Below are 24,959 nucleotides of genomic sequence, written 5' to 3'. Positions count from 1 at the left end.
TCGGTGGGGGTCGAGTCGGGTCCGCAGGGTGTGGCCGTCCCCAGAGCCTAGGGACGGCCCGCTACCGGGAGGTACGGACGAGGTTTCGTCGTCGTGACGCGGCGCGCGGCCGGTCAGCGGCGGCGTGCCCGGGTGCCGTGGGCGAAGTGGGCGAGGTGAGTGACGTGCCGGACGACCGGCGCCTGCGGTGCGCCCCTCGCACCGGCTGTTCCCCTGAAGATCCGCACAAGAGCCCCCGTTCCCCCGTTCAGGCCGTCGGCAAGGCGGTGGCACCGGCCCCGGGGCGCAGTGCCCCGGACACCGTGAACCGAACGGGTGCTCCCGGTGCGAACACCTTACGGACGACTACCGCAAGGGTGGACCCGCCACCGCCGCCGCGCAAGGTGCCTGCGGGGTCCTTCCCCCACGGCCCGACCGTACTGTGCCACTTCGGGCCCACGGGTAACGGTGGGTCAGACGCTCTTGGGGGCGCCGTCGCTGCCGCCGGACGGCTGGTCCAGCCAGGAGTCGTCGGTGCTGAGCCCGAGCAGCTTGCGCACCGCCTTCTGCTGGTCGTAGCCGCGGTGCTTGTCCGACTCGGCCAGCGCCCGGGCCAGGTCGTCCGGTCCGGTGGGCTGGGCGGCCCGCTGCAGCGCCGGGAGGCGCAGCTTCAGCTCGGTCAGCTGGGCGTCCACCGCCGGGCCGACCGCCGGGTCCCAGCCGCCCTGCAGCGCGGCCGTCTGGTCCTGCAGCACCTTGACCATGGCGGCCGCCCACTCGCGGTAGCCGGCCGGGTCGTCGGCGACCGCGCCGGTCGGGCGCCGACTGCCCTCCTCGTCGATGGCGTCCATCGCCTTGAGGTAGCGGTACTGGGCGCTGGTGGTGTTGCGCACGTCCAGCCGCATCGAGCCGGTGTGCTGCTTGCCCGGCTCGGTGAGGAAGCAGGTGGTGGTGCGCTCGCCGGAGTCCCAGCCGTCCCGCTCCGGGTAGAAGTAGTGCACCACCATGCCGTCGGGGACCGCCCAGTCGTCCATCGAGTAGTCCCGGGAGTACCGCTCGCAGAGCGGTCCGGCCTGGCGGCGGCGCTCGGCCTCGTCCGGGTAGGCGGAGCCGGTGAGCTGCAGCGAGCCGACCACCTCGCCGTCGTGCGCCCCGCTGCACGGCACCTTGCGCACCAGGTTGCCGGCCCGGTCGAAGCAGTCGCCGGTGAGCAGGTCGCGGGCGGCGACGGTCCCGTCGCCGCCGCTCCCGCCGTTCAGCGAGAAGTCGGAGTTGGCGTGCTTGCCGAGCTGGCCCAGGGTGGCGAAGGCGCCGACGATCGAGAGCACCAGGGCGGCGACCGCCAGGCCGGTGCCGCGCTGGCCGCCGCGCCGGCGGATCTGGTTCAGCGCACCGATCGCCAGGCCCAGCCCGACCGGCCAGAGGAAGCAGGTGAGCGAGGTGACCAGGGCGCCGATGGCCAGGCCGTTGGTGCCGGGCGGCATCGGCGGCGGGGCGGGCCAGGCCGGGTAGCCCGGGTAGCCGCCGGGCGGCTGGGCACCGTAGGGCGGGTAACCGCCGGCCGACTGGGCACCGTAGGGCGGGTAGCCACCGGCCGGCGGGTACGGGGCCGGGTACGGCTGCGGCTGCGGCGGGGCGCCGGGGACGGTCTGGTAGGGCGGGTACGGGGCCGGGGCGGGGGCGGGCTGGCCGTAGGGGTCCTGCGGCGGCTGCGGGGGCTGCGGCGCGGCGTCCTGCGGCGGGTGGACGTCGTGCGGCGGGGCGTCCTGCGGCGGCTGCGGCCGGGCCCGGTCGGGGTGCTCTCCCCCGGCGCCCTCCGGTGCCAGGTCCTGCGGCCCGCCCGCTGGCTGCTCCTGTTCCGCCGTCATTCGGTCCCCCGCGCTTCAGTTCGATGACTGGCGGGACTCTAGTCCACCCCGCAGGCCGCCCCACCTGCGACCCCACCCGTCAACCCCGGGCCAGCACCTCCCCGTGCAGCACCGCGAACCAGCCGTCCGGCTCCACCGTCCAGCGCCGCCAGCCCTCGGCGATCGCGGCCAGCTCCGCCTCGGTGGCGAAGCCCTCGGCCAGGGCGGTGCGGGCCATCCCCGAGGAGGTGGTCCGGTCGGCCCAGGACTCGCCCCACCACAGCCGCTCGCCGGGGGTGGCGAAGGTCCAGCTGGCACTGGACGCGGTCACCTCGGTGAAGCCGGCCGCCCGGGCCCAGGCCAGCAGCCGCCGGCCCGCGTCCGGCTCGCCGCCGTTGGCCCGGGCCGAGCGCCGGTACAGCGCCAGCCAGTCGTCCAGCTCCGGCAGTTCGGGGTACCAGGTCATCGCCCGGTAGTCCGCGTCGCGGGCCGCGACGACACCGCCGGGCGCGCTCACCCGGCGCATCTCGCGCAGTGCGGCCACCGGATCGGCCAGGTGCTGCAGCAGCTGGTGGGCGTGGACCACGTCGAACCCGCCGGACGGGTACGGCAGCGCCAGCACGTCGGCCACCGCGAACTCGATGTTCGTCAGGCCCCGCTCGGCCGCGTGCGCGGCGGCCTGGGCCACCACCTCGGCCGAGCTGTCCACCGCCACCACGCTGCCGGTCGGACCGACCAGTTCGGCCAGGTCGGCGGAGATGGTGCCCGGGCCGCAGCCCACGTCCAGCACCCGCTGACCCGGTGTCAGTGCGGGCAGCAGGTAGCCGGCGGAGTTGGCGGCGGTGCGGCTGCGGTGCGAGCGCAGCACGGCGGCGGTGTGGCCGTGCGTGTAGACGGCCTGCGGGTGCTGATGGTTCGTCATGCCCGGTGAGCCTAGCGGGCGTCTCACCAGTCAAGAAGATCTGTCTTGTTCAGTGAGACGGCGTTAGCATGGGGGCATGGGAAAGACCTATGAACGGATCGACGGCCGGCTGCGTGCGTTCATCGAGGCCCAGCCGCTCTTCTTCACCGCCTCCGCCCCGCTGGCCGGGGACGGCCACGTGAACGTCTCCCCCAAGGGCCGCTCCGGCACCCTCGTGGTGCTGGACGAGCTGACCCTCGCCTACCTGGACTTCGGCGGCAGCACCGCCGAGACCGTCGCCCACCTGCGGGAGAACGGCCGGATCACGCTGATGTGGTGCGCCTTCACCGGCCCGCCGACCGTGGTGCGGGTGCACGGCCGGGGGGAGGCGGTCTTCCGCGACGACCCGCGGTTCGCCGGGCTGCTCGCCCGCTTCCCGGCGGACGCCGACGGGGCCGGACTGCGCTGCGTGGTGCTGGTGCACGCCCAGCGGGTCAGCGACTCCTGCGGCTTCGCCGTGCCCTTCATGGACTACCGGGAGGACCGCTCGCTGCACGCCGACTTCTTCGACCGCAAGACCGACCCGGAGTTCGCCGAGTACTGCGCCGGCAAGCCGTACAACGTCACCAGCGTGGACGGCCTGCCGGCCCTGCCGCTGCCGCTCCCGCCACGGCCGTAGCCTTGGCCGGGTGACCCGACCGCATGTACTGCTGAGCGCCGCGATGTCGATCGACGGCTACCTGGACGACGCCTCGCCCGAACGCCTGCTGCTCTCCAACCCGGCCGACTTCGACCGGGTGGACGAGCTGCGGGCGGGCTGCGACGCGATCCTGGTCGGCTCCACCACGCTGCGCCGGGACAACCCGCGGCTGCTGGTGAACGACCCGGCGCGGCGGGCCGCCCGGGAGGCCGCCGGCCGGCCCGGGTACCCGCTCAAGGTGACGCTCAGCGCGAGCGGCGGGCTCGGGCCCGAGCTGCGGTTCTGGCACACCGGCGGCGCGAAGCTGGTGTACGCCGGGGAGGCGGCCGCGCCCGGGCTGCGGTCCGCGCTCGACGGCCTGGCCGAGGTGGTCGCGCTGGACCTGGGCGCCGGACTCGGACCGCTGCTGGACGACCTGGGCCGGCGCGGGGTGCGGCGGTTGATGGTGGAGGGCGGCGGCTCGGTGCACACCCAGTTCCTGGCCCAGGGACTGGCCGACGAGCTGCAGTTGGCGGTGGCCCCGCTGCTGGTCGGGGACGCCGGCGCGCCCCGGTTCGTCGGTCCCGCCGCCTTCCCCGGGGGCAGCACCCGGCGGCTGCGGCTGCTGGAGGCCCGTACCGTCGGGGACGTCGTCCTGCTGCGCTACGCCCCGAAGGAGTCCGCATGACCCGGGAAACCGACCTGGCCTTCCTGACCCGCGCGATCGAGCTCTCCCGGCAGTGCCCGCCGGCCGCCGGCGCCTTCTCGGTGGGCGCGGTGCTGGTCGGCGCGGACGGCACCGTGCTGGCCGAGGGCCACAGCCGCGAGGGCGATCCGGTGGTGCACGCCGAGGAGTCGGCCCTGGCCAAGCTGCCGGCCGACGACCCGCGGCTGCGCACCGCCACCCTGTACAGCTCGCTGGAGCCGTGCAGCCGGCGCGCCTCCCGGCCCAGGCCGTGCGCCCAGTTGGTGCTGGCGGCCGGCATCCCGCGGGTGGTGGTGGCCTGGCGCGAGCCGGACCTGTTCGTCACCGGCTGCGAGGGGATCGCCCTGCTGCAGGAGGCCGGGGTGGAGGTGGTGGAGCTCCCGGAGCTGGCCGCGGCCGCCCGTGAGGTGAACCGGCACCTTTTTGTATCCTGAAGGAACATAACTGTCCTTCCCCTGGAGCCACCGCATGCCTGCCACCGTGCTGTCCGCCCGCGCCCTGCTGCTCGACATGGACGGGACCCTGGTCAACTCCGACGCGGTGGTCGAGCGCTGCTGGCGCCGCTGGGCCGCGCGCCAGGGGCTGGACGGCGACGCGGTGATGCGGGTGGTGCACGGCCGCCAGGGCCACCTGTCGATGGCGATCCTGCTGCCGGACCGCCCGGTGGAGCAGAACCTGGCGGAGAACCGGGCGATGCTCGCCGAGGAGACCGCGGACACCGAGGGGATCGTCGAGGTCCCGGGCGCCGCCGCCTTCCTGGCCGCCCTGGCCGAGCTGCCGCACGCCCTGGTCACCTCGGCCGACGAGGCGCTGGCCCGGGTCCGGATGGGCGCGGCCGGCCTGCCGTTCCCGGCGCTGGCCGTCACCGCGGAGCAGGTCGGCGCCAGCAAGCCGGACCCGGAGGGCTTCCTGAAGGCCGCCGCCGAGCTGGGCGTCGACCCGGCCGACTGCCTGGTCTTCGAGGACTCCGAGGCCGGCATCGCGGCGGGCCGGGCGGCTGGCATGCGGGTGGTCGGGGTCGGCCCGCGGGCCGCCGCGCACCGGCCCGACGCGCACGTGGCGGACCTGACCGCCATCCGGATCACCCCCGGCGTGGACGGCACCCTGCAGCTGTCCCTCTGACCCACACTGGACCGCATGCCCCCGCTGGTCCGCACCCGCCGCGTCTACGATCCGCCCGAGCCGGCCGACGGCCACCGCGTCCTGGTCGACCGGCTCTGGCCGCGCGGCCTCGCCAAGGAACGCGCCGGCCTCGACGAGTGGGCCAAGGACCTGGCCCCCTCCACCGGGCTGCGCCACTTCCTGCACGACGCCCCCGACACCCGCGCCGCCGAGTTCGCCACCCGCTACCGCGCCGAACTCACCACCCCCGAGGCCCGCACCCACCTGACCGCCCTGCGCGCCCACCCGGTCCTCACCCTGCTCACCGCCGGCCGCGACCCGCACGCCCACCACGTCGCGGTGCTGACGGAGCTGCTGACGCAGGACCAGGGGTAGCGCGGCGGCGGGCGGGACCCGGTCACCCCGGAACGACACCGGTGCCCGGCCTCCCCAGGGAGAGCCGGGCACCGGTGCGCACTCAGTAGTGGTAGCGGGCAGCGAGGATGACGATGGCGGTGTCCGTGACCACCTACACCAGTCGTGGCGGCCCGGCACACCTCCTGGCGGTCCGTCACACGTTGAAGCGGAACTCCACCACGTCGCCGTCCTGCATGACGTAGTCCTTGCCCTCGATGCGGGACTTGCCCTTGGCGCGGGCCTCCGGGATCGAGCCGCAGGCGACCAGGTCGTCGAAGGAGACGATCTCGGCCTTGATGAAGCCGCGCTGGAAGTCGGTGTGGATGACGCCGGCGGCCTCGGGGGCGGTGGCACCCTTCTTGATGGTCCAGGCGCGCACCTCCTTGGGGCCGGCGGTCAGGTAGGTCTGCAGGCCCAGGGTGTCGAAGCCGACCCGGCCCAGGGTGGCCATGCCGGGCTCCTCCTGGCCCATCGACTGGAGCAGTTCGAGCGCCTCGTCGTCGTCCATGCCGATCAGCTCGGACTCGATCTTGGCGTTCAGGAAGATCGCCTCGGCGGGGGCGACCAGCTCGCGCAGCTTGTCCTTGAAGGCGTCGTCGGTCAGCTCGTCCTCGTCCACGTTGAACACGTAGAGGAACGGCTTGGTGGTGAGCAGGTGCAGCTCGCGGACCGAGGAGGCGTCGAAGCCGACCTCGAAGAGGGTCTTGCCGGACTCCAGCACCTTCTGCGCGGCCTCGGCGGCGGCAGCGGCGGCCGCCGACTCCTTCTTCAGCCGGGACTCCTTCTGCAGCCGCGGCAGCACCTTCTCGATGGTCTGCAGGTCGGCCAGGATCAGCTCGGTGTTGATGGTCTCGATGTCGTCCTTGGGCGAGACCTTGCCGTCCACGTGGACCACGTCCGGGTCCTCGAAGGCCCGGATGACCTGGCAGATCGCGTCCGACTCGCGGATGTTGGCGAGGAACTTGTTGCCCAGGCCCTCGCCCTCCGAGGCGCCGCGGACGATGCCCGCGATGTCCACGAAGTCGACGGTGGCGGGCAGGATCCGCTCCGAGCCGAAGATCTTGCCCAGCACCGCGAGGCGCGGGTCCGGGACGCCGACCACGCCGACGTTCGGCTCGATGGTGGCGAACGGGTAGTTGGCCGCCAGGACGTCGTTCTTGGTCAGGGCGTTGAACAGGGTCGACTTGCCGACGTTCGGCAGGCCGACGATTCCGATCGTGAGCGACATGAAGCGAGATCCCGTGGGCTTGGAGGGCGTGGAGCGGCACCGTACGGGCCGACTGCCGATTCTACGGGGCGGCGCGCCCGCCCACTCCAGGCCCGCCCGGCGGGGTGACACGCCGGACACGGACATGTCTTGCGCCGTCATTACCCAAGGTGAGGTTAATCCGACCGTACGTTGAGTCCGTGGAGCAGAGCATCCGTACCCAGCCGCCCGGGCCCCGCCCCCGACCGCCGGCCGGCGGCCCGGGCCGCGAGGCCGCCGTACCGGGGCCCGCCGGGCCCCGCGACGCCGTCGCCGCACGGCCGCCCCGACTGCGCCCGACCGGCGGCGGGCCGGCGCTGGCCGCCCGGCTGCGCCGGCGGCTCGGCGGGGCGGGCGGGGCCGGTGGCAGGCGCCCCGGGCCGCCGACCCGGCTGACCGGGGTGGGCACCGGGGTGCTCTCCGTGGTCGGCACCCTCGGTTTCGCGCTGCTGGACCGGCTGCTGTTCGGCGGGCTCGGGGTGCTGTTCGGCCTGGGCTTCGTCTTCGTCTGCTTCCAGACGGCGGTGCGGGTGCGGCTGGCCGACCTGCCGGCCGCGCCGATCGCCGGGCCGCTCTCCTTCGCGCTGGCGCTGGCGCTGCTCGGACCGGTCGCGATGTCGGGGCTGGTCGGGCACCTGCTGGCGCTGTGCAGCGGGCTGGCCGTGCGGGCCGGCTGGCTGTTCTGCGGCACCGGGCTGGCGGCGGCGATCGTCGGCGCCCGGTTCGTGGCCCAGCGCCGGATCCGCCGCTCCCGGTAGGCCGGATCCGCCGCTCCCGGGGAGGCCGCCGCGGCCCGACCGGCTCCGTGTCGGGCCGGCTCCGTGTCGGGGCTCATCCGTGTCAGGCAGGCTCCCCGGCGGACCGTCCCGGCGTCAGACCGCCTCCGCCGCCGCCATCGCCGCGCCCACGATCCCGGCGTCGTTGCGCAGTTCGGCCGGCACCACCGTGGCCGCCCGCTCCTTGAGCAGCGGCAGGAACTTCTCGTGCTTGCGGCTGACGCCGCCCCCGATGATCAGCAGCTGCGGCCAGAACAGCCGCTCCACCAGGTCCAGGTACTCGTCCAGCCGGACCGCCCACTCCTCCCAGGTCAGCTGGTGCCGCTCGCGCGCCGCCGAGGAGGCCCGCCGCTCCGCGTCCTTGCCGCGCAGCTCCAGGTGGCCCAGCTCGGTGTTGGGCACCAGCGCCCCGTCCACGAACAGCGCGCTGCCGATCCCGGTGCCGAAGGTGAGCACCAGCACCACCCCGCGCCGGTCGCGCCCGGCGCCGAACCGGACCTCGGCCAGCCCGGCCGCGTCCGCGTCGTTGAGCAGCACGCACGGGCGGCCCAGCGCCTCGCTGAACCGCTGCTCGGCAGCCAGGTCGAGCCAGCCCGGGTCCACGTTGGCCGCGGTGCGGGTGTGCCCGGACACCACCACCCCGGGGAAGGTCAGGCCCACCGGGCCCTGGTGGTCGAAGTGGTCCACCACCTCGCCGACCGCGGCGATCACCGCGTCCGGGGCCGACGGCTGCGGGGTGAGCACCTTGTACCGGGGCTCGGCGAGCGCGCCGGCCGCCAGGTCCACCGGGGCGCCCTTGATCCCCGATCCGCCGATGTCCACGCCGAAAACCGCGGTCACGTCGCCACTCCTCGCTCGGTCCCGGCTCTCACGGTAGGGGAGCCGGGCCGCGGCGGCAGCTCGGAAAGCGACGCAGTGTCACCTGATCCCGGCTCAGAGCTTGCCGGCCGCCTCGGCGCGCAGGTCGCGGCGCAGCTCCTTGGGGAGCGAGAAGGTCAGCGTCTCCTCGGCGGTGCGCACGGTCTCCACGTCGCCGAAGCCGCGCTCGGCCAGCCAGGCCAGCACGCCCTGGACCAGGATCTCCGGCACCGAGGCACCGCTGGTCAGGGCGACCGTGGTGACGCCCGCCAGCCAGGCCTCGTCCAGCTCCTCGGCGAAGTCCACCAGGTGGGCCGCCTTGGCGCCGTACTCCAGGCCGACCTCGACCAGGCGCACCGAGTTGGAGGAGTTCTTGGAGCCGACCACGATCAGCAGGTCGGCCTCGGAGGCGATCTGCTTGACCACCACCTGGCGGTTCTGGGTGGCGTAGCAGATGTCGTCGCTGGGCGGCGAGACCAGCAGCGGGAAGCGCTTCTTCAGCTCGCCGACGGTGGCCATGGTCTCGTCGACCGAAAGGGTGGTCTGGGAGAGCCAGACGACCTTGGACTCGTCGCGCACCTGCACGTTGGCCACGTCCTCGGCGCCGTCCACCAGGTGGATCCGGTCCGGGGCCTCGCCCATGGTGCCGATGACCTCCTCGTGGCCCTCGTGGCCCACCAGCAGGATGTCGTAGTCCTCGTCGGCGAACCGGACCGCCTCCTTGTGCACCTTGGTGACGAGGGGGCAGGTGGCGTCGATGGTGGCGAGCTTGCCGGCCTTCGCCTCGTCGTGCACCGAGGGGGCCACGCCGTGCGCCGAGAAGACCACGATCGAGCCCTCGGGCACCTCCTCCGTCTCGTCGACGAAGATCGCGCCCTGCTTCTCCAGGGTCTGCACGACGTACTTGTTGTGGACGATCTGCTTGCGGACGTAGATCGGCGCCCCGTACTGCTCCAGGGCCTTCTCCACGGCGATGACGGCGCGGTCGACGCCCGCGCAGTAGCCCCGGGGGGCGGCGAGCAGGACGCGGCGCTGAGCGGTGGTCGACATGCCCCTATCGTACGGGCGGCCCGCCCACCGGCCGCAGCCGCGCCGGTACCGCGTCATTTCCGGCCCCGACCGGAGCCGGGTGGTCAAATCTGACCCGTGAGCGATCGACCGGTCCCGCCCGCGGCCGCGCCGCCGCGCGGCGGGCTGCGCCGCAGCCTGGGCCTGCGCGACCTGGTGGTCTACGGACTGCTCTTCATCGCCCCGATGGCCCCGGTGGGCGTCTTCGGGGTGCTGGACGCCAGGAGCCGCGGCGCGGTGGCCGCGGTCTACCTGGTGGCCACCGCCGCGATGGGCCTCACCGCCCACTCCTACGCCCAGATGGTGCGCGCGGTGCCGCGGACCGGCTCGGTCTTCGCCTACGCCCGGGCCGGGCTCGGCGAGCGGACCGGCTTCGTGGCCGGCTGGATGGCGATGCTGGACTACCTGCTGATCCCGGCGGTGGCCTACCTCTTCTCCAGGATCGCGCTGCACGCCCTGGTGCCGCAGTTCTCCCGCTGGTCCTTCACCGCGCTCGCGGTGCTGGTCACCACCGCGCTCAACCTGGCCGGGGTGCGCACCGCGGCGGTGGCGGGCTTCGCCGTGCTGGTGCTGGAACTGGCCGTGCTCGCGGTCTTCCTGGTGGCGGCCGTGGTGGTGCTGGCCCGGGACGGGGCGGTCCGGCCGGTGCTCTCGCCGCTGACCGGGACCGGGGGCTTCGACCTGGGTGCGGTGCTCGGCGCGGTGAGCGTGGCGGTCCTCTCCTACCTGGGGTTCGACGCGATCGCCTCCTTCGTCGAGGAGGCCGTCGGCGCCTCGGCGGCGGTGGCCCGGGCGCTGCTGCTCTGCCTGCTGCTGGCCGGCGCCCTGTTCCTCGCCCAGACCTACCTGGCCGCGCTGCTCGAACCGCTCACCCCCGAGCAGCTGGCCGAGCAGCCGGCCCTGCAGGGCGCCGCCTTCTACGACACGGTCGAGGGGTCGATCGGCCACTGGCTGCACACCCTGGTGGCGGCGAGCAAGGCGATCGGGGCCGCCTTCGCGGCGCTGGCCGGGCAGGCGGCGGCGGGGCGGCTGCTCTACGCGATGGGCCGGGAGGGCCGGCTGCCGGCCCGGCTCGGCCTGGTCGACCCGGAGTCGGGCGTCCCGCGCCGCGCGCTGCTGGTGTCGGCACTGGTCACCCTGGCCGCCGCGGTCTGGGCCTCGACCCGGGACGACGGGCTGGACCGGCTCACCTCGGTGGTGGACGTCGGCGCGCTGACCGCCTTCGTGCTGCTGCACGCCTCGGTGATCGGCTGGTACACCGTCAGGAACGGCTCCCGGGACCGGGTCCGGCACCTGCTGCTCCCGCTGCTGGGGATCGCGGTGATCGTCGCGGTGCTGTGGCGGGCCTCCGGCACCGCGCAGCTGGTCGGCGCGGTCTGGCTGGCGCTCGGACTCGCGGTGCTGCTGCTGCGGCGGCCCACCCGTGTCGGCGGCCGGCGCTAGCCTCGTAGCCATGGCCAATCCCAGCTCCCCCGAAACCCCGCTCCCGGTCGGCAAGGTCTCCCAACTGATCGGCGGCTGGGTGGACCGGTTGGGCGCGGTCTGGGTGGAGGGGCAGATCACCCAGCTGAGCCGTCGGCCCGGGATGCAGTTCCTGACCCTGCGTGACGTGGAGCAGGACGTCTCGCTGGGCGTCACCTGCTTCCGCTCGGTGATCGAGCCGCTGGCCGACACCCTGCACGAGGGCTCCCGGGTCCTGGTGCACGCCAAGCCCGAGTGGTACACCGCGCGCGGCACCCTGACGCTGCGGGCCACCGAGATCCGGCTGGTGGGCCTGGGCGAGCTGCTGGCCCGGCTGGAGCAGCTGAAGCGGCGGCTCGGCGGCGAGGGGCTGTTCGCGGCCGAGCACAAGAAGCCGCTGCCCTTCCTGCCGCACTGCGTGGGCCTGGTCACCGGCCGGGCCTCGGCCGCCGAGCGGGACGTGCTGGAGGTGGCCCGGCGGCGCTGGCCGCAGGTCCGCTTCGAGGTGCGCAACGTGCTGGTGCAGGGCCCGCAGGCGGCCGGCCAGGTGGCCCGGGCGGTGCGCGAGCTGGACGAGCACCCCGAGGTGGACGTGATCGTGGTGGCCCGCGGCGGCGGCAGCGTGGAGGACCTGTTGCCGTTCTCCGACGAGGAGCTGTGCCGCACCGTCTTCGCCGCCCGCACCCCGGTGGTCAGCGCGATCGGGCACGAGCCCGACCAGCCGCTGCTGGACTGGGTGGCCGACCTGCGGGCCGCCACCCCGACCGACGCCGCCAAGCGGGTGGTGCCGGACGTCGGCGAGGAGCAGGCCCGGGTGCGCCAGCTGCGCGACGCGGCCCGCCGGCTGGTCGCCGACCTGGTGCGGCGCGAGCAGTCGGGGCTGGCCGGGGTGCGCAGCCGTCCGGTGCTGGCCGCCCCGCACCGGCTGCTGGGCGAGCGCGAGCAGGAGCTGACCGGGCTGCGCGACCGGGCCCGGCGCACCCTCGGGCACCGGTTGGACCGCGCCGAGTCGGACCTGGGCCACACCCTGGCCCGGGTGGTGGCGCTCTCCCCCGCGGCCACCCTGGAGCGCGGGTACGCGGTGCTGCAGCAGCCGGACGGCCGGGTGGTGACCGACCCGGCCCAGCTGGCGGAGGGCGCCGCGCTGCACGCCCGGGTGGCCGGCGGCGGCTTCGAGGTGCGGGTGGACCGGCTGCCGACCCGGGACTGAACCGCGGGTTCTGTCGGGCCCAGCCTCTACGCTGGGCGCATGGCTGACCAGGAGAGCGCGAGCACCGAGAACGAGCTGGGGTACGAGCAGGCCCGGGACGCCCTGATGGAGGTGGTCCGCCAGCTGGAGACCGGCGGCACCTCGCTGGAGGAGTCGCTGGCGCTGTGGGAGCGCGGCGAGCGGCTGGCCAAGGTCTGCCAGCGCCGGCTGGACGGCGCCCGGGCCCGGCTGGACGCCGCCCTGGCGGCCGAGCAGGACGGCGGCCCGGAGGCCACGCAGTAGCCGGTCGTACCCGACGCAGCACGCGATGTGATGACTGTCACATCAATCGCGGGAATGGTTGAAAGTTCACTCAAGTTGGACGAGGAGGTGCGCGGCGTCCGGCCGCCCACCGCCACTGACTCACCAGCCTTGAGGTGCCCACCATGACCAACCCCGCGCTCGCGCTCGACTCCGCCGCCCAGGACCTGCTCTTCCGTGAGGCCCGGACCGCCAACACGTTCACCGACGAGCCGGTCACCGACGAGCAGCTGCAGGCCGTCTACGACCTGGTCAAGTACGCCCCGACCGCGTTCAACCAGCAGGCCCTGCGGGTGGTCCTGGTCCGCTCGGCCGAGGCCCGCGAGCGCCTGGTCGCGCACATGGCCGACGGCAACAAGGCCAAGACCCTGAGCGCCCCGCTGGTCGCCGTGCTGGCCGCCGACAACGAGTTCCACGAGGAGCTGCCGACCCAGTTCCCGGCGTTCCCGCAGGCCAAGGACGTGTTCTTCAGCGAGCGCGCGGTGCGCGAGGGCTCGGCCCGGTTCAACGGCGCGATCCAGGTCGGCTACTTCATCATCGGCGTGCGCGCCGCCGGCCTGGCCGCCGGCCCGATGACCGGCTTCGACGCCGAGGGCATCAACAAGGAGTTCTTCGGCGACGGCGAGCACTCGGTGCTGGCCGTGGTCAACATCGGCAAGCCGGGCGCGGACGCCTGGTACCCGCGCAGCCCGCGGCTGGCCTACGACGAGGTCGTCACCACCGTCTGACCCGTCGCACCGCACGGCAGAGGGCCCGACCCCCTTGGGGGTCGGGCCCTCGCCGCGTCCGGGTCTCAGGGCCGCAGCGCCTGGGCCAGCTGCTCCAGCTCCGCGTAGGAGGCGGAGCCGGCCACCAGCGTGGTGGCGCTGCCGCTGGTCTCGGTCACCGCGCGGTAGCGGTCGCCCTGGTAGCGGTCCCAGGACTGGCCGGCGATGGTCGAGCCGCCGTCCGGGGCGAAGCCGGCCACCACGGTCTTGAGCAGGTCGCCCTTCGGCTCGTCGCTCTGCTCCACCGAGGCGTACTTGCCGTCGGGGGTGACGAAGCCCAGGTGCCAGCCGGCGTGCCCGGTGGCGTCCTTCTGGTAGGTCACCGAGGTGGCCCGCCACTTGTCGGAGAGGCCCTCGGGGGCCAGCACGGGGTACGGCGCCGCGCGCTTGGCCGAGGCCAGCGCCGCGCTGTAGTCGACCACCTTGACCGGGTCCCCGTTGCCGCTGTGCGGGATCGTCAGATACGCCACCAGGGCCACGCCCATGACGGCGACCATCGACAGGACCATGTCCCGGACCGTCTGCCGCCCTCTCATGCCACCTTTGCCTGCCACCCCCACATGGTGACCCATCCCGCCCGGCACACCGACCACCGGGGTCGCCCCGACGCCCGTGCGCCACCCGTCGGCGCAGGTGGGCGGGACCCGCGCCACAGACAGCCCCGCAGCACACAGATACGATCGGGGGACCCTCATTTGCAGCACTCGACCCGACAGTGGTCGAGCGCTCACTGGCCGTCGCGTACAGAGAGGTAACGACGATGACCACGCAGCACCCCTCCCACCTCCCGCGCTCCCTGGAGGTAGCGCCGGAGGCACCGGACCGGAACCTCGCCCTGGAGCTCGTCCGGGTCACCGAGGCAGCGGCCATGGCGGCCGGCCGCTGGGTCGGCCGGGGCGACAAGAACGGCGCCGACGGCGCCGCAGTGAAGGCCATGCGCACCCTCGTCTCCACCGTCTCGATGAACGGCGTCGTCGTCATCGGCGAGGGCGAGAAGGACGAGGCCCCGATGCTCTACAACGGCGAGCGGGTCGGCGACGGCACCGGCGCCGAGTGCGACGTCGCCGTGGACCCGGTGGACGGCACCACGCTGACCGCCAAGGGCATGAACAACGCGGTCGCGGTCCTCGCCGTGGCCGACCGCGGCACCATGTTCGACCCCAGCGCGGTCTTCTACATGGACAAGCTGGTCTGCGGCCCCGAGGCGGCCGACTTCGTGGACATCACCGCCCCGCCGGCGGTGAACATCCGCCGGGTGGCCAAGGCCAAGGGCATGTCCGTCGAGGACGTGACCGTGGTGGTCCTGGACCGCCCGCGCCACAGCGACCTGATCAAGGAGATCCGCGAGGCGGGCGCCCGGATCAAGTACATCTCCGACGGCGACGTGGCCGGCGCCATCATGGCGGCCCGCGAGGGCACCGGCGTGGACCTGCTGATGGGCGTCGGCGGCACCCCCGAGGGCATCATCGCGGCCTGCGCGATGAAGTGCATGGGCGGTGTGATCCAGGGCCGGCTGTGGCCCAAGGACGAGGCCGAGAAGCAGAAGGCGCTCGACGCCGGCCACGACCTCAGCCGGGTGCTCACCACCAACGACCTGGTCAGCGGCGAGAACGTGTTCTTCGTCGCCACCGGCATCACCGACGGCGAGCTGCTGCGCGGCGTGCACTACCGCCAGGCGACCGCCACCACCAGCTCGCTGGTGATGCGCTCGAAGAGCGGCACGATCCGCCAGATCGACTCCACCCACAAGCTCGCCAAGCTGCGGGCCTACAGCGCGATCGACTTCGACCGCGCCAACTGACGGGTCCGGGCGGGGTCGGGCAGCCGGTTCAGCCGGCTATCCGGCCCCGCTCGCGCGGTACCGGGAGCAGGGTCGGCTCGGCCACCCGGCGCCGGCGGCGGGCCAGCACCACCCGGCGCTCGGCCGCGGTCAGCCCGCCCCACACCCCGTACGGCTCCGGCTGGGCGAGCGCGTGCTCGCGGCAGGCGAGCAGTACCGGGCAGCCGGCGCAGACCTGCTTGGCGTGCTCCTCGCGGGCCAACCGGGCCGCGGTCGGCTCCTTGGAGGGGGCGAAGAAGAGGCCGGCCTCGTCCCGGCGGCAGGCCGCCAGGGTGTGCCAGGGGTTCTCCTCCGACGGGTCGAGCGAGCCCACCGGTTGCCCGCCGGCCGGACCGCGCCGGGCGGTGGTGCGGATCACACCGGTGGTGCTGGGCTCGATCGGGTGCAGCACGGCGACTCCTGACACAGCTCGGGAATGGCTCGCGTCACGGCTCGGCTGCCGTCCCGAGTGAGTTCCGACGCCGTTCTGACCGTAGCCGTTCAAAATCGATGTGCCCCAGGAACTACCCCACGCAATCCCGGTTCATGCACACCGTGTTCACCCGGCCACTGCCTGCACTCGTGCCAACCCCGAGTGCCTCGTCGGGAGTTGACGGAACATGAGGTTCCGCGGCGCGGTCGGCCGCCGAACCCGCCGGTCAGGCGCCGATCTGGCGGCGCACCCACTCCTTGAGCTTCTTGCCGCGGCGCGCCTTGGCGTCGCAGCCGCCGAACACCGCCACGCCCTTGACCCGGACCACCGGGGCGTAGGGGTCGGCCGCGGTCTGCTCGCGCACGTCGAAGCCGCCGAAGATGCCCACCCCGCTGCCGACCAGGGTGACGTTCTCCGGCACCCGGATCGACACCCCGCCGCAGAAGGTGGAGACCTCGATCAGCACCTCGGGCGACTCGAAGACCGCGTCGGACAGGTCCAGCGAGATCCCGCCGAACGCGGCCGTGGCCCGGATGTGCGAACCGACCCGCCAGCGGCCCTTGCGGTCCACCCCGCCGAAGATCGCCAGCAGGTTGGACGACTCGTCGCGGGCCGGCGGCAGCGGGGCCTGCGCCGGGCGCGGCGCCTGGGCCGGCGCGGCCGGGTGGCTGGGCAGGTCGCGGGTGAGCGGGGCCAACTCGCCCAGGGTCCTGGCGGAGTAGGCGGCCTCGATCCGGTCGGAGTGCTCCTCGACCGTCAGCCTCCCCTCGGCGTACGCGTCGCGCAGGAGTTCGGCGACCCGCTCGCGGTCGGCGTCCGAGGCCCGCAGGTCGGCCTCGGCGACCCGGGTCGCGGGGGGCTGCGGCTGGTTCACGGGTACGGGCTGGTCCGACGGCGACGGATTCGTGTCCACGGTCACAGCCTAGGGGGTGAGCCCCCGCGGACGGGAGACGAGATCTACTCTGGAACGCGCTTCGCCGACGCAGCACCACAGACCCCGTGAAGGACCTCGCATGGCACCCACGCCCGACTTCGCCTACTCCGACCTCCTGCCGCTCGGGGCCGACCCCACCCCGTACCGCAAGCTGACCTCGGAGGGCGTGAGCACCTTCGAGGCGAACGGCCGGACCTTCCTGCAGGTCGAGCCGGAGGCGCTGCGGCTGCTGACCGCGGAGGCCATGCACGACATCTCGCACTACCTGCGCCCGGCCCACCTGGCCCAGCTGCGCCGGATCCTGGACGACCCCGAGGCCAGCCCGAACGACCGCTTCGTGGCGCTGGACCTGCTGAAGAACGTCAACATCTCGGCCGGCGGCATCCTGCCGATGTGCCAGGACACCGGCACCGCGATCGTGATGGGCAAGCGCGGCCAGCAGGTGCTGACCGCGGGTCAGGACGAGGCGGCGATCGCCCGCGGCGTCTTCGACGCCTACACCAAGCTGAACCTGCGCTACTCCCAGATGGCGCCGGTCACCATGTGGGACGAGAAGAACACCGGCACCAACCTGCCCGCGCAGATCGAGCTGTACGCCACCGACGGGGACGCCTACAAGTTCCTCTTCATGGCCAAGGGCGGCGGCAGCGCCAACAAGTCGTACCTGTACCAGGAGACCAAGGCGATCCTCAACGAGTCGTCGATGCTCTCCTTCCTGGAGCAGAAGATCCGCTCGCTGGGCACCGCGGCCTGCCCGCCGTACCACCTGGCCATCGTGGTCGGCGGCACCAGCGCCGAGTTCGCGCTGAAGACCGCCAAGTACGCCTCCGCGCACTACCTGGACAACCTGCCCACCGGCGGCGACGCGAAGACCGGCCACGGCTTCCGCGACCTGGAGCTGGAGCAGAAGGTCTTCGAGCTGACCCAGAAGATCGGCATCGGCGCCCAGTTCGGCGGCAAGTACTTCTGCCACGACGTGCGGGTGATCCGCCTGCCCCGGCACGGTGCCTCGCTGCCGGTGGCGATGGCGGTCTCCTGCTCCGCCGACCGCCAGGCGCTGGGCAAGATCACGGCCGAGGGCGTCTTCCTGGAGCAGCTGGAGACCGACCCGGCGAAGTACCTGCCGGAGACCACCGACGAGCACCTGGACGACGCGGTGGTCCGGGTCGACCTCAACCGCCCGATGGCCGAGGTCCGCGCGGAGCTGTCGAAGTACCCGGTGAAGACCCGCCTCTCGCTCACCGGCACGCTGGTGGTGGCCCGCGACATCGCGCACGCCAAGATCAAGGAGCGGCTGGACGCCGGCGAGGGCATGCCGCAGTACCTCAAGGACCACCCGGTCTACTACGCCGGCCCGGCCAAGACCCCCGAGGGCTTCGCCTCCGGCTCCTTCGGCCCGACCACGGCCGGCCGGATGGACTCCTACGTGGACCAGTTCCAGGCGGCCGGCGGCTCCCTGGTGATGCTGGCCAAGGGCAACCGCTCCAAGCAGGTCACCCAGGCCTGTGCCAGCCACGGCGGCTTCTACCTCGGCTCGATCGGCGGCCCGGCGGCCCGGCTGGCCCAGGACTGCATCAAGAAGGTCGAGGTGCTGGAGTACCCCGAGCTCGGCATGGAGGCGGTCTGGCGGATCGAGGTCGAGGACTTCCCGGCCTTCATCGTGGTCGACGACAAGGGCAACGACTTCTTCGCCGAGGTCACCGACGGCCCGCTGATCACCAGCATCCGGGTCCGTTCCTGACCCAGCCCCCCAGGTGCCCCGGAACCGTCGGTTCCGGGGCACCGGCGTCCCCGGAAACAGTCGAGCCCCCGGGGTCCGGGGGCTCTGCGCGCGTAGTGTGGCTGGCCAACTACGCGGTGGGTTCAAGCCAAATAAGGGCTGGGGTCACTGGGTGTTGATGACGTCACCGAGCGGGCCGGGAGTGCCGGGAGAGGGCACCGGGCGGGCCGTCTCGGCCGGGGTCGCCACCGCGGGCACCGCCTGCTCGGCCGGGACGTCGGGCTCAATGTGCTGGTCGGCGGCCTGCCCCGTCGCCTGGACCGCGCCGGTCACCAGGCCCTCCAGCTCGTCGGACTGCGCCGGGAGGGCGATCGGAGTCTCGTTGTCGGCCATTGCCGAACCACCTTCCAAGGATTTCGTACCAAGCCGCCCCGGTCGGTCTGGCCGCGGCGTGGGGACAGTATCGTAGGGGTCGTTAAATGTCTTATAAACGGCCCTCCAGGTGCACAATCTGCCCCTTTTGCCCTTCCTGACCTGGCATTACCGCCCGACCATGGAAGGCAGCACTTCGAGGTTCGAAGTACCAGGCCTTCGGGGGACCCCTCTATGGAGCTTCAGGTAACGCCGCACAATGCCGTGCTGCGCTTCCAGGTGCTCGGACCCGTCCAGGCGTGGCGAGACGAGCAGCCGCTCGCGCTCGGATCACCGCAGCAGCAGGCCGTGCTGAGCGCGCTGCTGCTGCACCGCGGGCACCCGGTCACCACCCAGGAACTGGTCGACGGCCTCTGGGGCGAGCGGCCGCCGCAGCAGGCCGTGGCCGCTCTGCGTACGTACGTCTCACGCCTGCGCGCCGTGATCGAGCCAGGCCGCGAATCGCGCTCCCCGGCCCGCCTGTTGATCTCCGTGCAGGACGGGTACGCGCTGCGCATTCCGGACGAATCACTGGATATCTGGAGATTCGATTCACTGATCGCCGAGGCCACCCAGCACCGCCAGGAGAACCAGCCGGAGAAGGCCCATCAACTGCTGAGCTCCGCCCTCGCGCTCTGGGGGGGCCAACCGCTCTCCGGGATTCCGGGGCCGTACGCCGAGGCGCAGCGGCAGAACCTGCTGGAACTGCACATCGCGGCGCGCGAGGAGCGCGCCGCGACCGCGCTGGAGATCGGGCTGCACGCCGAGACGGTCTCGGAACTGAACCACCTCACCACGGAGCACCCGCTGCGCGAGCGGCTGCGCGAACTGCTGATGCTCGCGCTCTACCGCGGCGGCCGGCAGGCCGAGGCGCTCAGCGTCTACGCCGGAACCCGCAAGCTGCTGATCGACGAGCTCGGGGTGGAGCCCGGTGCGGGCCTGGCCGCGATGCACTCGCGAATCCTGTCGGCCGACCCGACCCTGATGGATTCCTTTTCGGAATCGCGAATTCCGAATAATGAGTCCGCGGTGCCCGCCCCGCCCAAGCCGCCGGCCCAGCTGCCCGCCGACGTCTCGGACTTCAGCGGCCGGACCGCACTGATCACGGACCTGCGCGCACTGCTGCGCCGGGCCTCCGGCCAGGCGGTGGTGGTCACCTCGCTCGCCGGGATCGGCGGCGTCGGCAAGACCACCCTGGCGGTGCACGTCGCGCACAGCGTGCGCGCGGAGTTCCCGGACGGCCAGCTCTACGTCGACCTGCGCGGGGTCAGCGCCACCCCCGCCGATCCGGCCGTGGTGCTGGGCGACTTCCTGTTCGCGCTCGGGGTCACCGACGCGCCGGAGTCCTTCGAGCAGCGGGTCGCCATGTACCGCTCGGCGCTGGCCGACCGGCGGATGCTGATCATGCTCGACAACGCCCGCGACGTGGACCAGGTCACCCCGCTGATCCCGGGCGTGGCCGGCTGCGCGGTGCTGGCCACCAGCCGCTCCCGCCTCGCCGGCCTGCCCGGCGCCAGCCTGTTCGACGTCGAGGAGCTGACCCCGGCGGAGGCGCTGCAGCTCTTCGGTGCGATCGCCGGCCGGCACCGGATCGAGGCCGAGCCCGAGGCCGCGATGGCTGTGGTCACCTCGTGCGGCTTCCTGCCGCTCGCGGTCCGGATCGCCGCCGCCCGCCTGGCCAGCCGGCCGCGCTGGAGCGTGGCGGACCTGGCCCGGCGGTTAGCGGACCAGCGGCGCCGGCTGGACGAGCTCCAGCTGGGCAACCTGGCGGTGGAGACCACCCTGGGCCTCGGGTACGGGCAGCTCAGCCCCGACGAGGCCCGCGCCTTCCGCCTGCTCGCCCTGGTCGACTGCCCCGACCTGCCGCTGTCCGCCGTCGCCGCACTGCTCGGCACCTCGGAGGACCGGGCCGAGGACCTGGCCGAGGCACTGGTCGAGGCGAACATGCTGGAGTGCTTCACCCCCGGCCGCTACCGGTACCACGACCTGCTCCGGCTCTTCGCGCAGAAGCAGCGGGAGAAGGTCGCGGACCTGGCGGACACCCAGGCGGCGCTGCTGCGCCTGCTCGCCCTGCTGGTGTCGACCGTGCGCAGTGCCTCGCGACTGCTGGAGCCGGCCGACCAGCTGATCGAACCCATGCAGGTGCTCACCCACCCCGGGGAGCGGCTGGACGGCGAAGACGCCGCGCGGACCTGGCTGCGCAGCGAGCTGGCGCTGATCCTGGGCACCATCGAGCAGTCGATCGACCGCACCCCGGAGCTGCTCCGGCTGGCCATCGACCTGCTGGTGAACCTCAACTCGCTGGTCGAGGAACCGACCCACGCCACCCGGATCCGCCGCACCCTGACGGTCGCGGACGCGGCGGCGACCGAAGCGGGCGACGTCGAGGCACTGGCCCGGGTCCGGTTCGCGCTGGCCTTCTTCGCGTACCTGACCGGGGAGTACCAGACGGCCGAGCAGTTCTTCCGGGACTGCCTGGACCTGATCGGCACCCAGACCCCCGGGCTGCGGGTCGCCGCCGGCAGTGCGCTCGGCACCGTCCTGACGTCCCGCCAGCCGGCCGCCGCGCTCCCGTTCCTCTTCGAGGCCCGGGACCTGGCCATCTCGCTGGCCCGGATGGGCAACGCGGCCCGCATCCAGGGCAACATCGCCCGGGCCCAACTGACGCTCGACGCCTGGGACGACGCCGTCGGGTCCGCCACCGCGGCGGTCGACATGGCCCGCCGGTCGGGCAACATCCGCTGCCTGGCGGACACCCTCTACCAGTTCGGCGTGGTGCTGCGCGCCACCGGCTCCCCCGCCGAAGCGGCGACCCAGCTGCGCGAGGCGCACCAGCTCTACCAGGACCAGCAGCAACGGCTCTGGGAGGGTCTGTCGCAGGCCCGGCTGGCCGGCTGCCTGCTGGCGGACGGTCAGCTGCCCGACGCGGTGACCGCCGCCGCGGAGGCGCTCACCATCGCCCAGGAGATGGACGCCGCCTACTGCCAGGGCCTCGCCCACGCCGCCCTCGGCGAAGCGCTGCTGCGCCTCGGCGAGCCGGACCGCGGGCTGGCCGACCTGCGCCGGGCCCAGGAGATCTTCACCCGGCTCGGTGTGCCCGAGGCCCACGCCGTGCGGAGCCTCATCGTCGGACAGCACACCGAGCCACCCCCCACCACCACCGCGCCGTAGCCACCGGGGTTCCCCCCTGCGGAGCCCCCGTGCCCCGCTCTCCCCCGATCACCCCGGTGTACCCCCCGATTCGGGAAGCGCAGCGATCCCCCCGGAACGGAGGTGGCCCCGCAGCCCCCCGGCTGCGGGATCACCCCTCTGCGCTTCCCCGGCGCTGAGAAGACTCTGGCAGGCCGCGATTGACGTTCGATAAACGTCGGGCCGGGTGGAATGAACGCCTCCGGAGCTGGCCGTTCCGGTCCGTGCGAGGGGGTGCGGGACCGGCGCGCACGGGCGCCGCCCGCCCCGCAGTGCTCCTGCCGGGGCGGCACTGACCAGCCGTATTGATGCCGGCTGCGCGGAGTTGGCCGGAAACAGGCTCCACAGCACCGTGATCGCGCATATTCTCAGAGGCCAGGCGGCGCGCGCGGGCGGGCCGTGCCCCTTACCTGCGGACGGAGTGGGCTCGACAGACGGTGCGGCGCGGGAAAGGTGCTTCTCAATCGTGACGACGGGACAGATATCGGACCCCGCCCGGGGCGGCACCACCGGGCCCGAGCCGAGCTGCCGCAGCGCCGAGCGAGCCCTGCAGGCGCTGGCCTTCGACGCGATCGGCAGCCGCTACGGCCAGGCCTTTCCGGCCAAGTCGGGCCAGCTGGCCGCCGGCCGACTGCTGCTGGACGAGCTGGCGCCGGGCGACCGCGTGCTGGACATCGGCTGCGGCAGCGGCGACCCCACCGTGCACCAACTCGCCACCGGCGGAATGCGGGTGACCGGGGTCGACCTCTCGGACGGGATGCTCGCGCTGGCCCGGCAGCAGCTGCCGCTGCCGGCTGCGCACCAGCCGCGGTTCGACCGGATCGACCTCTTCGACCTGGGCACCGAACGCGCCGCCACCGCCTGGGGACTGCCCGAGCTGGGTCCGGCCGGGGCCGGCACCTTCGCCGCCGCCACCGCGTTCTTCTCGCTGATCCTGCTGCCGCACCGGGAGATCCGGGTGGCGCTGACCCGGATCAGGACCCTGCTGCGCCCCGGCGGTCTCCTGGTGCTGGGGCTGGTCGAGACGGACCTGGACCACTACCCGATGAGCTTCCTCGGCCAGGAGATCCGGATCAGCGGCTTCCTGCGCGAGGACCTCACCGAGGTGCTGGCCCGGGCCGGGTTCACCGTGCAGGCGCTGAACGGCCGCCCGTACGCGCCGGCCTGTACCGCGCTGCCGCCGGAGGAGCAGCTGTTCCTGCACTGCCGCCGGACCCCCTGACCGAACCCTCCGTCCGACCCCGACCAGTAAGAACGGGCTGCCGTGCGCGACCTCCCCCCTCCCCAGGCCGGCCGGCCCGCCGCCGTACCCTCCCAGCGCCACCCGCCGCCGCGCACCCTGCTCGGCACCGGTCGCGCCGCCTCGGTCGAGCTGCGGGTGCGTCAGGCGCTCACCGACCGGCTCGGCTTCCTCAACCGCGCCACCCGGCTGATCAACGCCAGCCTGGACCCGGCCGTCACCGTGCGCAGCCTGGCCAAGGTGCTGGTGCCGGAGCTGGCCGACGCCGCGCTGGTCCACCTGCGGCTGCCGGCGCCCGAGAGCGGGCGCGGCCGCGACCAGCACCCGCCGGTGGAGCTGCGGCTGCACCGCGCCGAGGGCACCCGGCTGGGCACCGCCCGACGCACCGTCGTCGCCCGCCCCGACGGGCCGTTGGACGTGGCGCTGCGCGGGCTGGGCGCGCCGATGGGCCCGGCGGTGCTGGGCACCGAGGACGGCGAGCGGCTGCGGCCGCTGCTCGCCGAGCTGTACGGCGCGCGGGCACTGGCCGGGCTGGCCCGGGGCAGCGCCCTGCTGCTCCTGCCGCTGCCGGGCCGGCCCGAGCGCGGGCGGGAGCGGTCCCGGACCGGCACCGACGACGCCGCGACGGTCGGGCTGCTGGTGCTGGTGCGCCGACCGGTGGCCGGCGAGCCGGCCAGGTTCGACCCGGCCGACACCCAGACCGCCGCCCACCTGGCCACCCTGGCCGGGCTCGCGGTGGACACCGCGCAGCGCTACACCCGCGAGTCGGAGATCGCCGACAGCCTGCAGCGCAGCATGCTGCCCACCCACCTGCCGCAGCCGCACGGCGTGCGGCTGGCGCACCGGTACCTGCCCGGGGAGCGGGCCGCGCAGGTGGGCGGGGACTGGTACGACGCGATCCCGCTGCCGGGCAACCGGGTGGCGCTGGTGGTCGGCGACGTGATGGGGCACTCGCTCACCTCGGCCGCGGTGATGGGCCAGCTGCGCACCAGCGCGCAGACCCTGGCCGCGCTCGACCTGCCGCCGCACGAGGTGCTCTACCACCTGGACGAGCAGGCCCAGCGGCTGGGCCGCGAGGAGCACCTGGCCACCTGCGTCTTCGCGGTGTACGACCCGATCGCCAACCGGATCGTGGTCTCCAACGCCGGGCACATGCCGCCCGCGCTGATCCACCCGGACGGGCGGGCCGAGCTGCTGGAGGACCTGCCGGCCGGGGCGCCGATCGGGGTGGGCGGGGTGGACTTCTCCTCCCGCGAGCTGGACGCACCGCCCGGCTCGGCACTGCTGCTCTTCACCGACGGCCTGGTGGAGCACCCCCGCCGGCCGATCAGCACCGGGTTGGAGCGGCTGCGCAAGCGGCTCTCCGCGGCGCACCAGCACTCCCCCGAACAGCTCTGCCAGGAGGCGCTGCGGATCCTGCCGCCGGAGGACCGGGCGGACGACATCGCGCTGCTGGCGGCGGCCTTCGACGGGATCCCGGCCGAGGACGTGGCGTACTGGTACCTGCAGCCGCGTTCCGAGACCCCGGGGCGGGCCCGGCGCCTGGCCGGGCACGCGCTGCGCCGCTGGGGGCTGGAGTCACTGGCGGAGAACACCGAACTGATGGTCAGTGAGCTGGTCACCAACGCGGTGCGGCACGCCAAGAAGCCGGTCACGCTGCGCCTGGTGCGCACCTCGGTGCTGCGCTGCGAGGTGGGTGACGACAGTCCGGCGCTGCCCCGCCGCCGCCGGGCCCGCCCGGAGGACGAGCACGGCCGCGGCCTGGAACTGGTCGCCAAGTGCGCCGACGGCTGGGGTGCCACCCGGCTGGGCGGCGGCAAGGTCGTCTGGTTCGAGCAGCGCCTGCCGCCGCGGGCCCGGGTCCCGGTCCAGGGCCAGGGCCGGGGGTAGGGCCAGG

General features: G+C 73.7%; 24 protein-coding genes. 15 read left to right on the top strand and 9 right to left on the bottom strand.

Annotated elements, in window-relative coordinates:
• Positions 1–452 precede the first annotated feature (452 nt).
• Positions 453–1,847 (bottom strand): DUF4190 domain-containing protein, encoded by a 1,395-nt coding sequence (locus ACFW1A_RS01950; protein ID WP_380402439.1) that lies wholly within the window; start codon positions 1,845–1,847, stop codon positions 453–455.
• A gap of 79 nt (positions 1,848–1,926) precedes the next feature.
• Positions 1,927–2,748 (bottom strand): methyltransferase domain-containing protein, encoded by an 822-nt coding sequence (locus ACFW1A_RS01945; protein ID WP_380402436.1) that lies wholly within the window; start codon positions 2,746–2,748, stop codon positions 1,927–1,929.
• Between the two features lie 76 nt (positions 2,749–2,824).
• On the opposite strand from ACFW1A_RS01945, the gene ACFW1A_RS01940 reads away from it, so the two are divergent.
• From ACFW1A_RS01940 to ACFW1A_RS01920, 5 genes are read left to right on the top strand one after another with little or no spacing between them, the layout of a single operon-like run.
• The gene (locus tag ACFW1A_RS01940; protein ID WP_380402433.1) at positions 2,825–3,406 is read left to right on the top strand and encodes a pyridoxamine 5'-phosphate oxidase family protein; all 582 of its coding nucleotides are present in this window, start codon (positions 2,825–2,827) and stop codon (positions 3,404–3,406) included.
• Between the two features lie 10 nt (positions 3,407–3,416).
• Positions 3,417–4,094 carry a RibD family protein gene (locus ACFW1A_RS01935; RefSeq protein WP_380402430.1) on the top strand — a complete coding sequence of 226 codons (678 nt, stop codon included), beginning with the start codon at positions 3,417–3,419 and terminating at the stop codon, positions 4,092–4,094.
• Positions 4,091–4,546 carry a deaminase gene (locus ACFW1A_RS01930; RefSeq protein ID WP_380402427.1) on the top strand — a complete coding sequence of 152 codons (456 nt, stop codon included), beginning with the start codon at positions 4,091–4,093 and terminating at the stop codon, positions 4,544–4,546. The genes ACFW1A_RS01935 and ACFW1A_RS01930 overlap by 4 nt, the downstream gene beginning before the upstream one ends.
• A gap of 34 nt (positions 4,547–4,580) precedes the next feature.
• On the top strand, positions 4,581–5,234 hold the full coding sequence (locus ACFW1A_RS01925; RefSeq protein ID WP_380402424.1) for an HAD-IA family hydrolase: 654 nt from the start codon (positions 4,581–4,583) through the stop codon (positions 5,232–5,234).
• A gap of 15 nt (positions 5,235–5,249) precedes the next feature.
• Positions 5,250–5,609 (top strand): DUF488 domain-containing protein, encoded by a 360-nt coding sequence (locus ACFW1A_RS01920; RefSeq protein WP_380402421.1) that lies wholly within the window; start codon positions 5,250–5,252, stop codon positions 5,607–5,609.
• A 175-nt stretch (positions 5,610–5,784) separates the two neighbouring features.
• Here ACFW1A_RS01920 and ychF read toward each other — a convergent pair whose 3' ends face one another.
• On the bottom strand, positions 5,785–6,858 hold the full coding sequence (gene ychF / locus ACFW1A_RS01915; RefSeq protein WP_380402418.1) for a redox-regulated ATPase YchF: 1,074 nt from the start codon (positions 6,856–6,858) through the stop codon (positions 5,785–5,787).
• Positions 6,859–7,037: 179 nt separating this feature from the next.
• Here ychF and ACFW1A_RS01910 point away from each other — a divergent pair, with 179 nt between their 5' ends.
• A complete protein-coding gene (locus tag ACFW1A_RS01910) occupies positions 7,038–7,634 on the top strand; it encodes a DUF6542 domain-containing protein (RefSeq protein ID WP_380402415.1) in 597 nt (198 codons plus the stop codon).
• Between the two features lie 114 nt (positions 7,635–7,748).
• On the opposite strand, the gene ppgK is transcribed toward ACFW1A_RS01910, so the two are convergent.
• Together ppgK and ACFW1A_RS01900 are read right to left on the bottom strand one after the other, a co-directional pair.
• The gene (gene ppgK / locus ACFW1A_RS01905; protein ID WP_380402412.1) at positions 7,749–8,492 is read right to left on the bottom strand and encodes a polyphosphate--glucose phosphotransferase; all 744 of its coding nucleotides are present in this window, start codon (positions 8,490–8,492) and stop codon (positions 7,749–7,751) included.
• 93 nt (positions 8,493–8,585) lie between these two features.
• Positions 8,586–9,560 (bottom strand): 4-hydroxy-3-methylbut-2-enyl diphosphate reductase, encoded by a 975-nt coding sequence (locus tag ACFW1A_RS01900; protein WP_380402409.1) that lies wholly within the window; start codon positions 9,558–9,560, stop codon positions 8,586–8,588.
• Between the two features lie 96 nt (positions 9,561–9,656).
• Here ACFW1A_RS01900 and ACFW1A_RS01895 point away from each other — a divergent pair, with 96 nt between their 5' ends.
• The 4 genes from ACFW1A_RS01895 to ACFW1A_RS01880 all read left to right on the top strand — a co-directional run bounded on the left by ACFW1A_RS01895 (position 9,657) and on the right by ACFW1A_RS01880 (position 13,277).
• A complete protein-coding gene (locus ACFW1A_RS01895; RefSeq protein WP_380402406.1) occupies positions 9,657–11,021 on the top strand; it encodes an APC family permease in 1,365 nt (454 codons plus the stop codon).
• Positions 11,022–11,031: 10 nt separating this feature from the next.
• A complete protein-coding gene (gene xseA / locus ACFW1A_RS01890; RefSeq protein ID WP_380402403.1) occupies positions 11,032–12,249 on the top strand; it encodes an exodeoxyribonuclease VII large subunit in 1,218 nt (405 codons plus the stop codon).
• A 39-nt stretch (positions 12,250–12,288) separates the two neighbouring features.
• Entirely contained in the window at positions 12,289–12,531 is a 243-nt protein-coding gene (locus ACFW1A_RS01885) for an exodeoxyribonuclease VII small subunit (RefSeq protein ID WP_380402400.1), read from the top strand.
• A gap of 143 nt (positions 12,532–12,674) precedes the next feature.
• On the top strand, positions 12,675–13,277 hold the full coding sequence (locus ACFW1A_RS01880) for a malonic semialdehyde reductase (RefSeq protein WP_380402397.1): 603 nt from the start codon (positions 12,675–12,677) through the stop codon (positions 13,275–13,277).
• A 65-nt stretch (positions 13,278–13,342) separates the two neighbouring features.
• On the opposite strand, the gene ACFW1A_RS01875 is transcribed toward ACFW1A_RS01880, so the two are convergent.
• A complete protein-coding gene (locus ACFW1A_RS01875) occupies positions 13,343–13,852 on the bottom strand; it encodes a DUF4245 domain-containing protein (protein ID WP_380402394.1) in 510 nt (169 codons plus the stop codon).
• 224 nt (positions 13,853–14,076) lie between these two features.
• Between ACFW1A_RS01875 and glpX the strand changes: the two genes are divergently transcribed.
• Positions 14,077–15,117, top strand: coding sequence for a class II fructose-bisphosphatase (gene glpX, locus ACFW1A_RS01870; protein ID WP_380402391.1), 1,041 nt, complete (start codon positions 14,077–14,079; stop codon positions 15,115–15,117).
• A gap of 28 nt (positions 15,118–15,145) precedes the next feature.
• Here glpX and ACFW1A_RS01865 read toward each other — a convergent pair whose 3' ends face one another.
• Positions 15,146–15,514 (bottom strand): WhiB family transcriptional regulator, encoded by a 369-nt coding sequence (locus tag ACFW1A_RS01865; RefSeq protein WP_380402504.1) that lies wholly within the window; start codon positions 15,512–15,514, stop codon positions 15,146–15,148.
• A 280-nt stretch (positions 15,515–15,794) separates the two neighbouring features.
• Positions 15,795–16,481, bottom strand: a complete 687-nt coding sequence (locus ACFW1A_RS01860) for a DUF1707 domain-containing protein (RefSeq protein WP_380402388.1) — start codon at positions 16,479–16,481, stop codon at positions 15,795–15,797.
• Positions 16,482–16,581: 100 nt separating this feature from the next.
• Between ACFW1A_RS01860 and ACFW1A_RS01855 the strand changes: the two genes are divergently transcribed.
• Complete coding sequence (locus ACFW1A_RS01855) at positions 16,582–18,243, top strand: fumarate hydratase (RefSeq protein ID WP_380402385.1); 1,662 nt, start codon at positions 16,582–16,584, stop codon at positions 18,241–18,243.
• A 144-nt stretch (positions 18,244–18,387) separates the two neighbouring features.
• Here the strand turns inward: ACFW1A_RS01855 and ACFW1A_RS01850 are convergent, their stop codons facing one another.
• Positions 18,388–18,615, bottom strand: coding sequence for a hypothetical protein (locus tag ACFW1A_RS01850; RefSeq protein WP_380402382.1), 228 nt, complete (start codon positions 18,613–18,615; stop codon positions 18,388–18,390).
• A gap of 213 nt (positions 18,616–18,828) precedes the next feature.
• Between ACFW1A_RS01850 and ACFW1A_RS01845 the strand changes: the two genes are divergently transcribed.
• The 3 genes from ACFW1A_RS01845 (at position 18,829) to ACFW1A_RS01835 (ending at position 24,952) form a co-directional block, all read left to right on the top strand.
• Positions 18,829–21,804, top strand: a complete 2,976-nt coding sequence (locus ACFW1A_RS01845; RefSeq protein ID WP_380402379.1) for a BTAD domain-containing putative transcriptional regulator — start codon at positions 18,829–18,831, stop codon at positions 21,802–21,804.
• A 484-nt stretch (positions 21,805–22,288) separates the two neighbouring features.
• On the top strand, positions 22,289–23,044 hold the full coding sequence (locus ACFW1A_RS01840) for a class I SAM-dependent methyltransferase (protein WP_380402376.1): 756 nt from the start codon (positions 22,289–22,291) through the stop codon (positions 23,042–23,044).
• Positions 23,045–23,086: 42 nt separating this feature from the next.
• Positions 23,087–24,952 (top strand): SpoIIE family protein phosphatase, encoded by a 1,866-nt coding sequence (locus tag ACFW1A_RS01835; protein WP_380402373.1) that lies wholly within the window; start codon positions 23,087–23,089, stop codon positions 24,950–24,952.
• Positions 24,953–24,959 lie beyond the last annotated feature (7 nt).

This window comes from Kitasatospora sp. NPDC058965 (genome assembly GCF_042741245.1).
Classification (GTDB): domain Bacteria; phylum Actinomycetota; class Actinomycetes; order Streptomycetales; family Streptomycetaceae; genus Kitasatospora.
The sequence above is the reverse complement of the archived record's forward strand: the minus strand, read 5'-3'. Positions and strand labels throughout refer to the sequence as shown.

Coding starts and splice junctions, on each gene's coding strand:
- ACFW1A_RS01950 (WP_380402439.1), bottom strand. CDS start 1,847: ATGACGGCGGAACAGGAGCAGCCAGCGGGCGGGCCGCAGGACCTGGCA.
- ACFW1A_RS01945 (WP_380402436.1), bottom strand. CDS start 2,748: ATGACGAACCATCAGCACCCGCAGGCCGTCTACACGCACGGCCACACC.
- ACFW1A_RS01940 (WP_380402433.1), top strand. CDS start 2,825: ATGGGAAAGACCTATGAACGGATCGACGGCCGGCTGCGTGCGTTCATC.
- ACFW1A_RS01930 (WP_380402427.1), top strand. CDS start 4,091: ATGACCCGGGAAACCGACCTGGCCTTCCTGACCCGCGCGATCGAGCTC.
- ACFW1A_RS01925 (WP_380402424.1), top strand. CDS start 4,581: ATGCCTGCCACCGTGCTGTCCGCCCGCGCCCTGCTGCTCGACATGGAC.
- ACFW1A_RS01920 (WP_380402421.1), top strand. CDS start 5,250: ATGCCCCCGCTGGTCCGCACCCGCCGCGTCTACGATCCGCCCGAGCCG.
- ychF (WP_380402418.1), bottom strand. CDS start 6,858: ATGTCGCTCACGATCGGAATCGTCGGCCTGCCGAACGTCGGCAAGTCG.
- ACFW1A_RS01900 (WP_380402409.1), bottom strand. CDS start 9,560: ATGTCGACCACCGCTCAGCGCCGCGTCCTGCTCGCCGCCCCCCGGGGC.
- xseA (WP_380402403.1), top strand. CDS start 11,032: ATGGCCAATCCCAGCTCCCCCGAAACCCCGCTCCCGGTCGGCAAGGTC.
- ACFW1A_RS01885 (WP_380402400.1), top strand. CDS start 12,289: ATGGCTGACCAGGAGAGCGCGAGCACCGAGAACGAGCTGGGGTACGAG.
- ACFW1A_RS01880 (WP_380402397.1), top strand. CDS start 12,675: ATGACCAACCCCGCGCTCGCGCTCGACTCCGCCGCCCAGGACCTGCTC.
- ACFW1A_RS01875 (WP_380402394.1), bottom strand. CDS start 13,852: ATGAGAGGGCGGCAGACGGTCCGGGACATGGTCCTGTCGATGGTCGCC.
- glpX (WP_380402391.1), top strand. CDS start 14,077: ATGACCACGCAGCACCCCTCCCACCTCCCGCGCTCCCTGGAGGTAGCG.
- ACFW1A_RS01855 (WP_380402385.1), top strand. CDS start 16,582: ATGGCACCCACGCCCGACTTCGCCTACTCCGACCTCCTGCCGCTCGGG.
- ACFW1A_RS01850 (WP_380402382.1), bottom strand. CDS start 18,615: ATGGCCGACAACGAGACTCCGATCGCCCTCCCGGCGCAGTCCGACGAG.
- ACFW1A_RS01845 (WP_380402379.1), top strand. CDS start 18,829: ATGGAGCTTCAGGTAACGCCGCACAATGCCGTGCTGCGCTTCCAGGTG.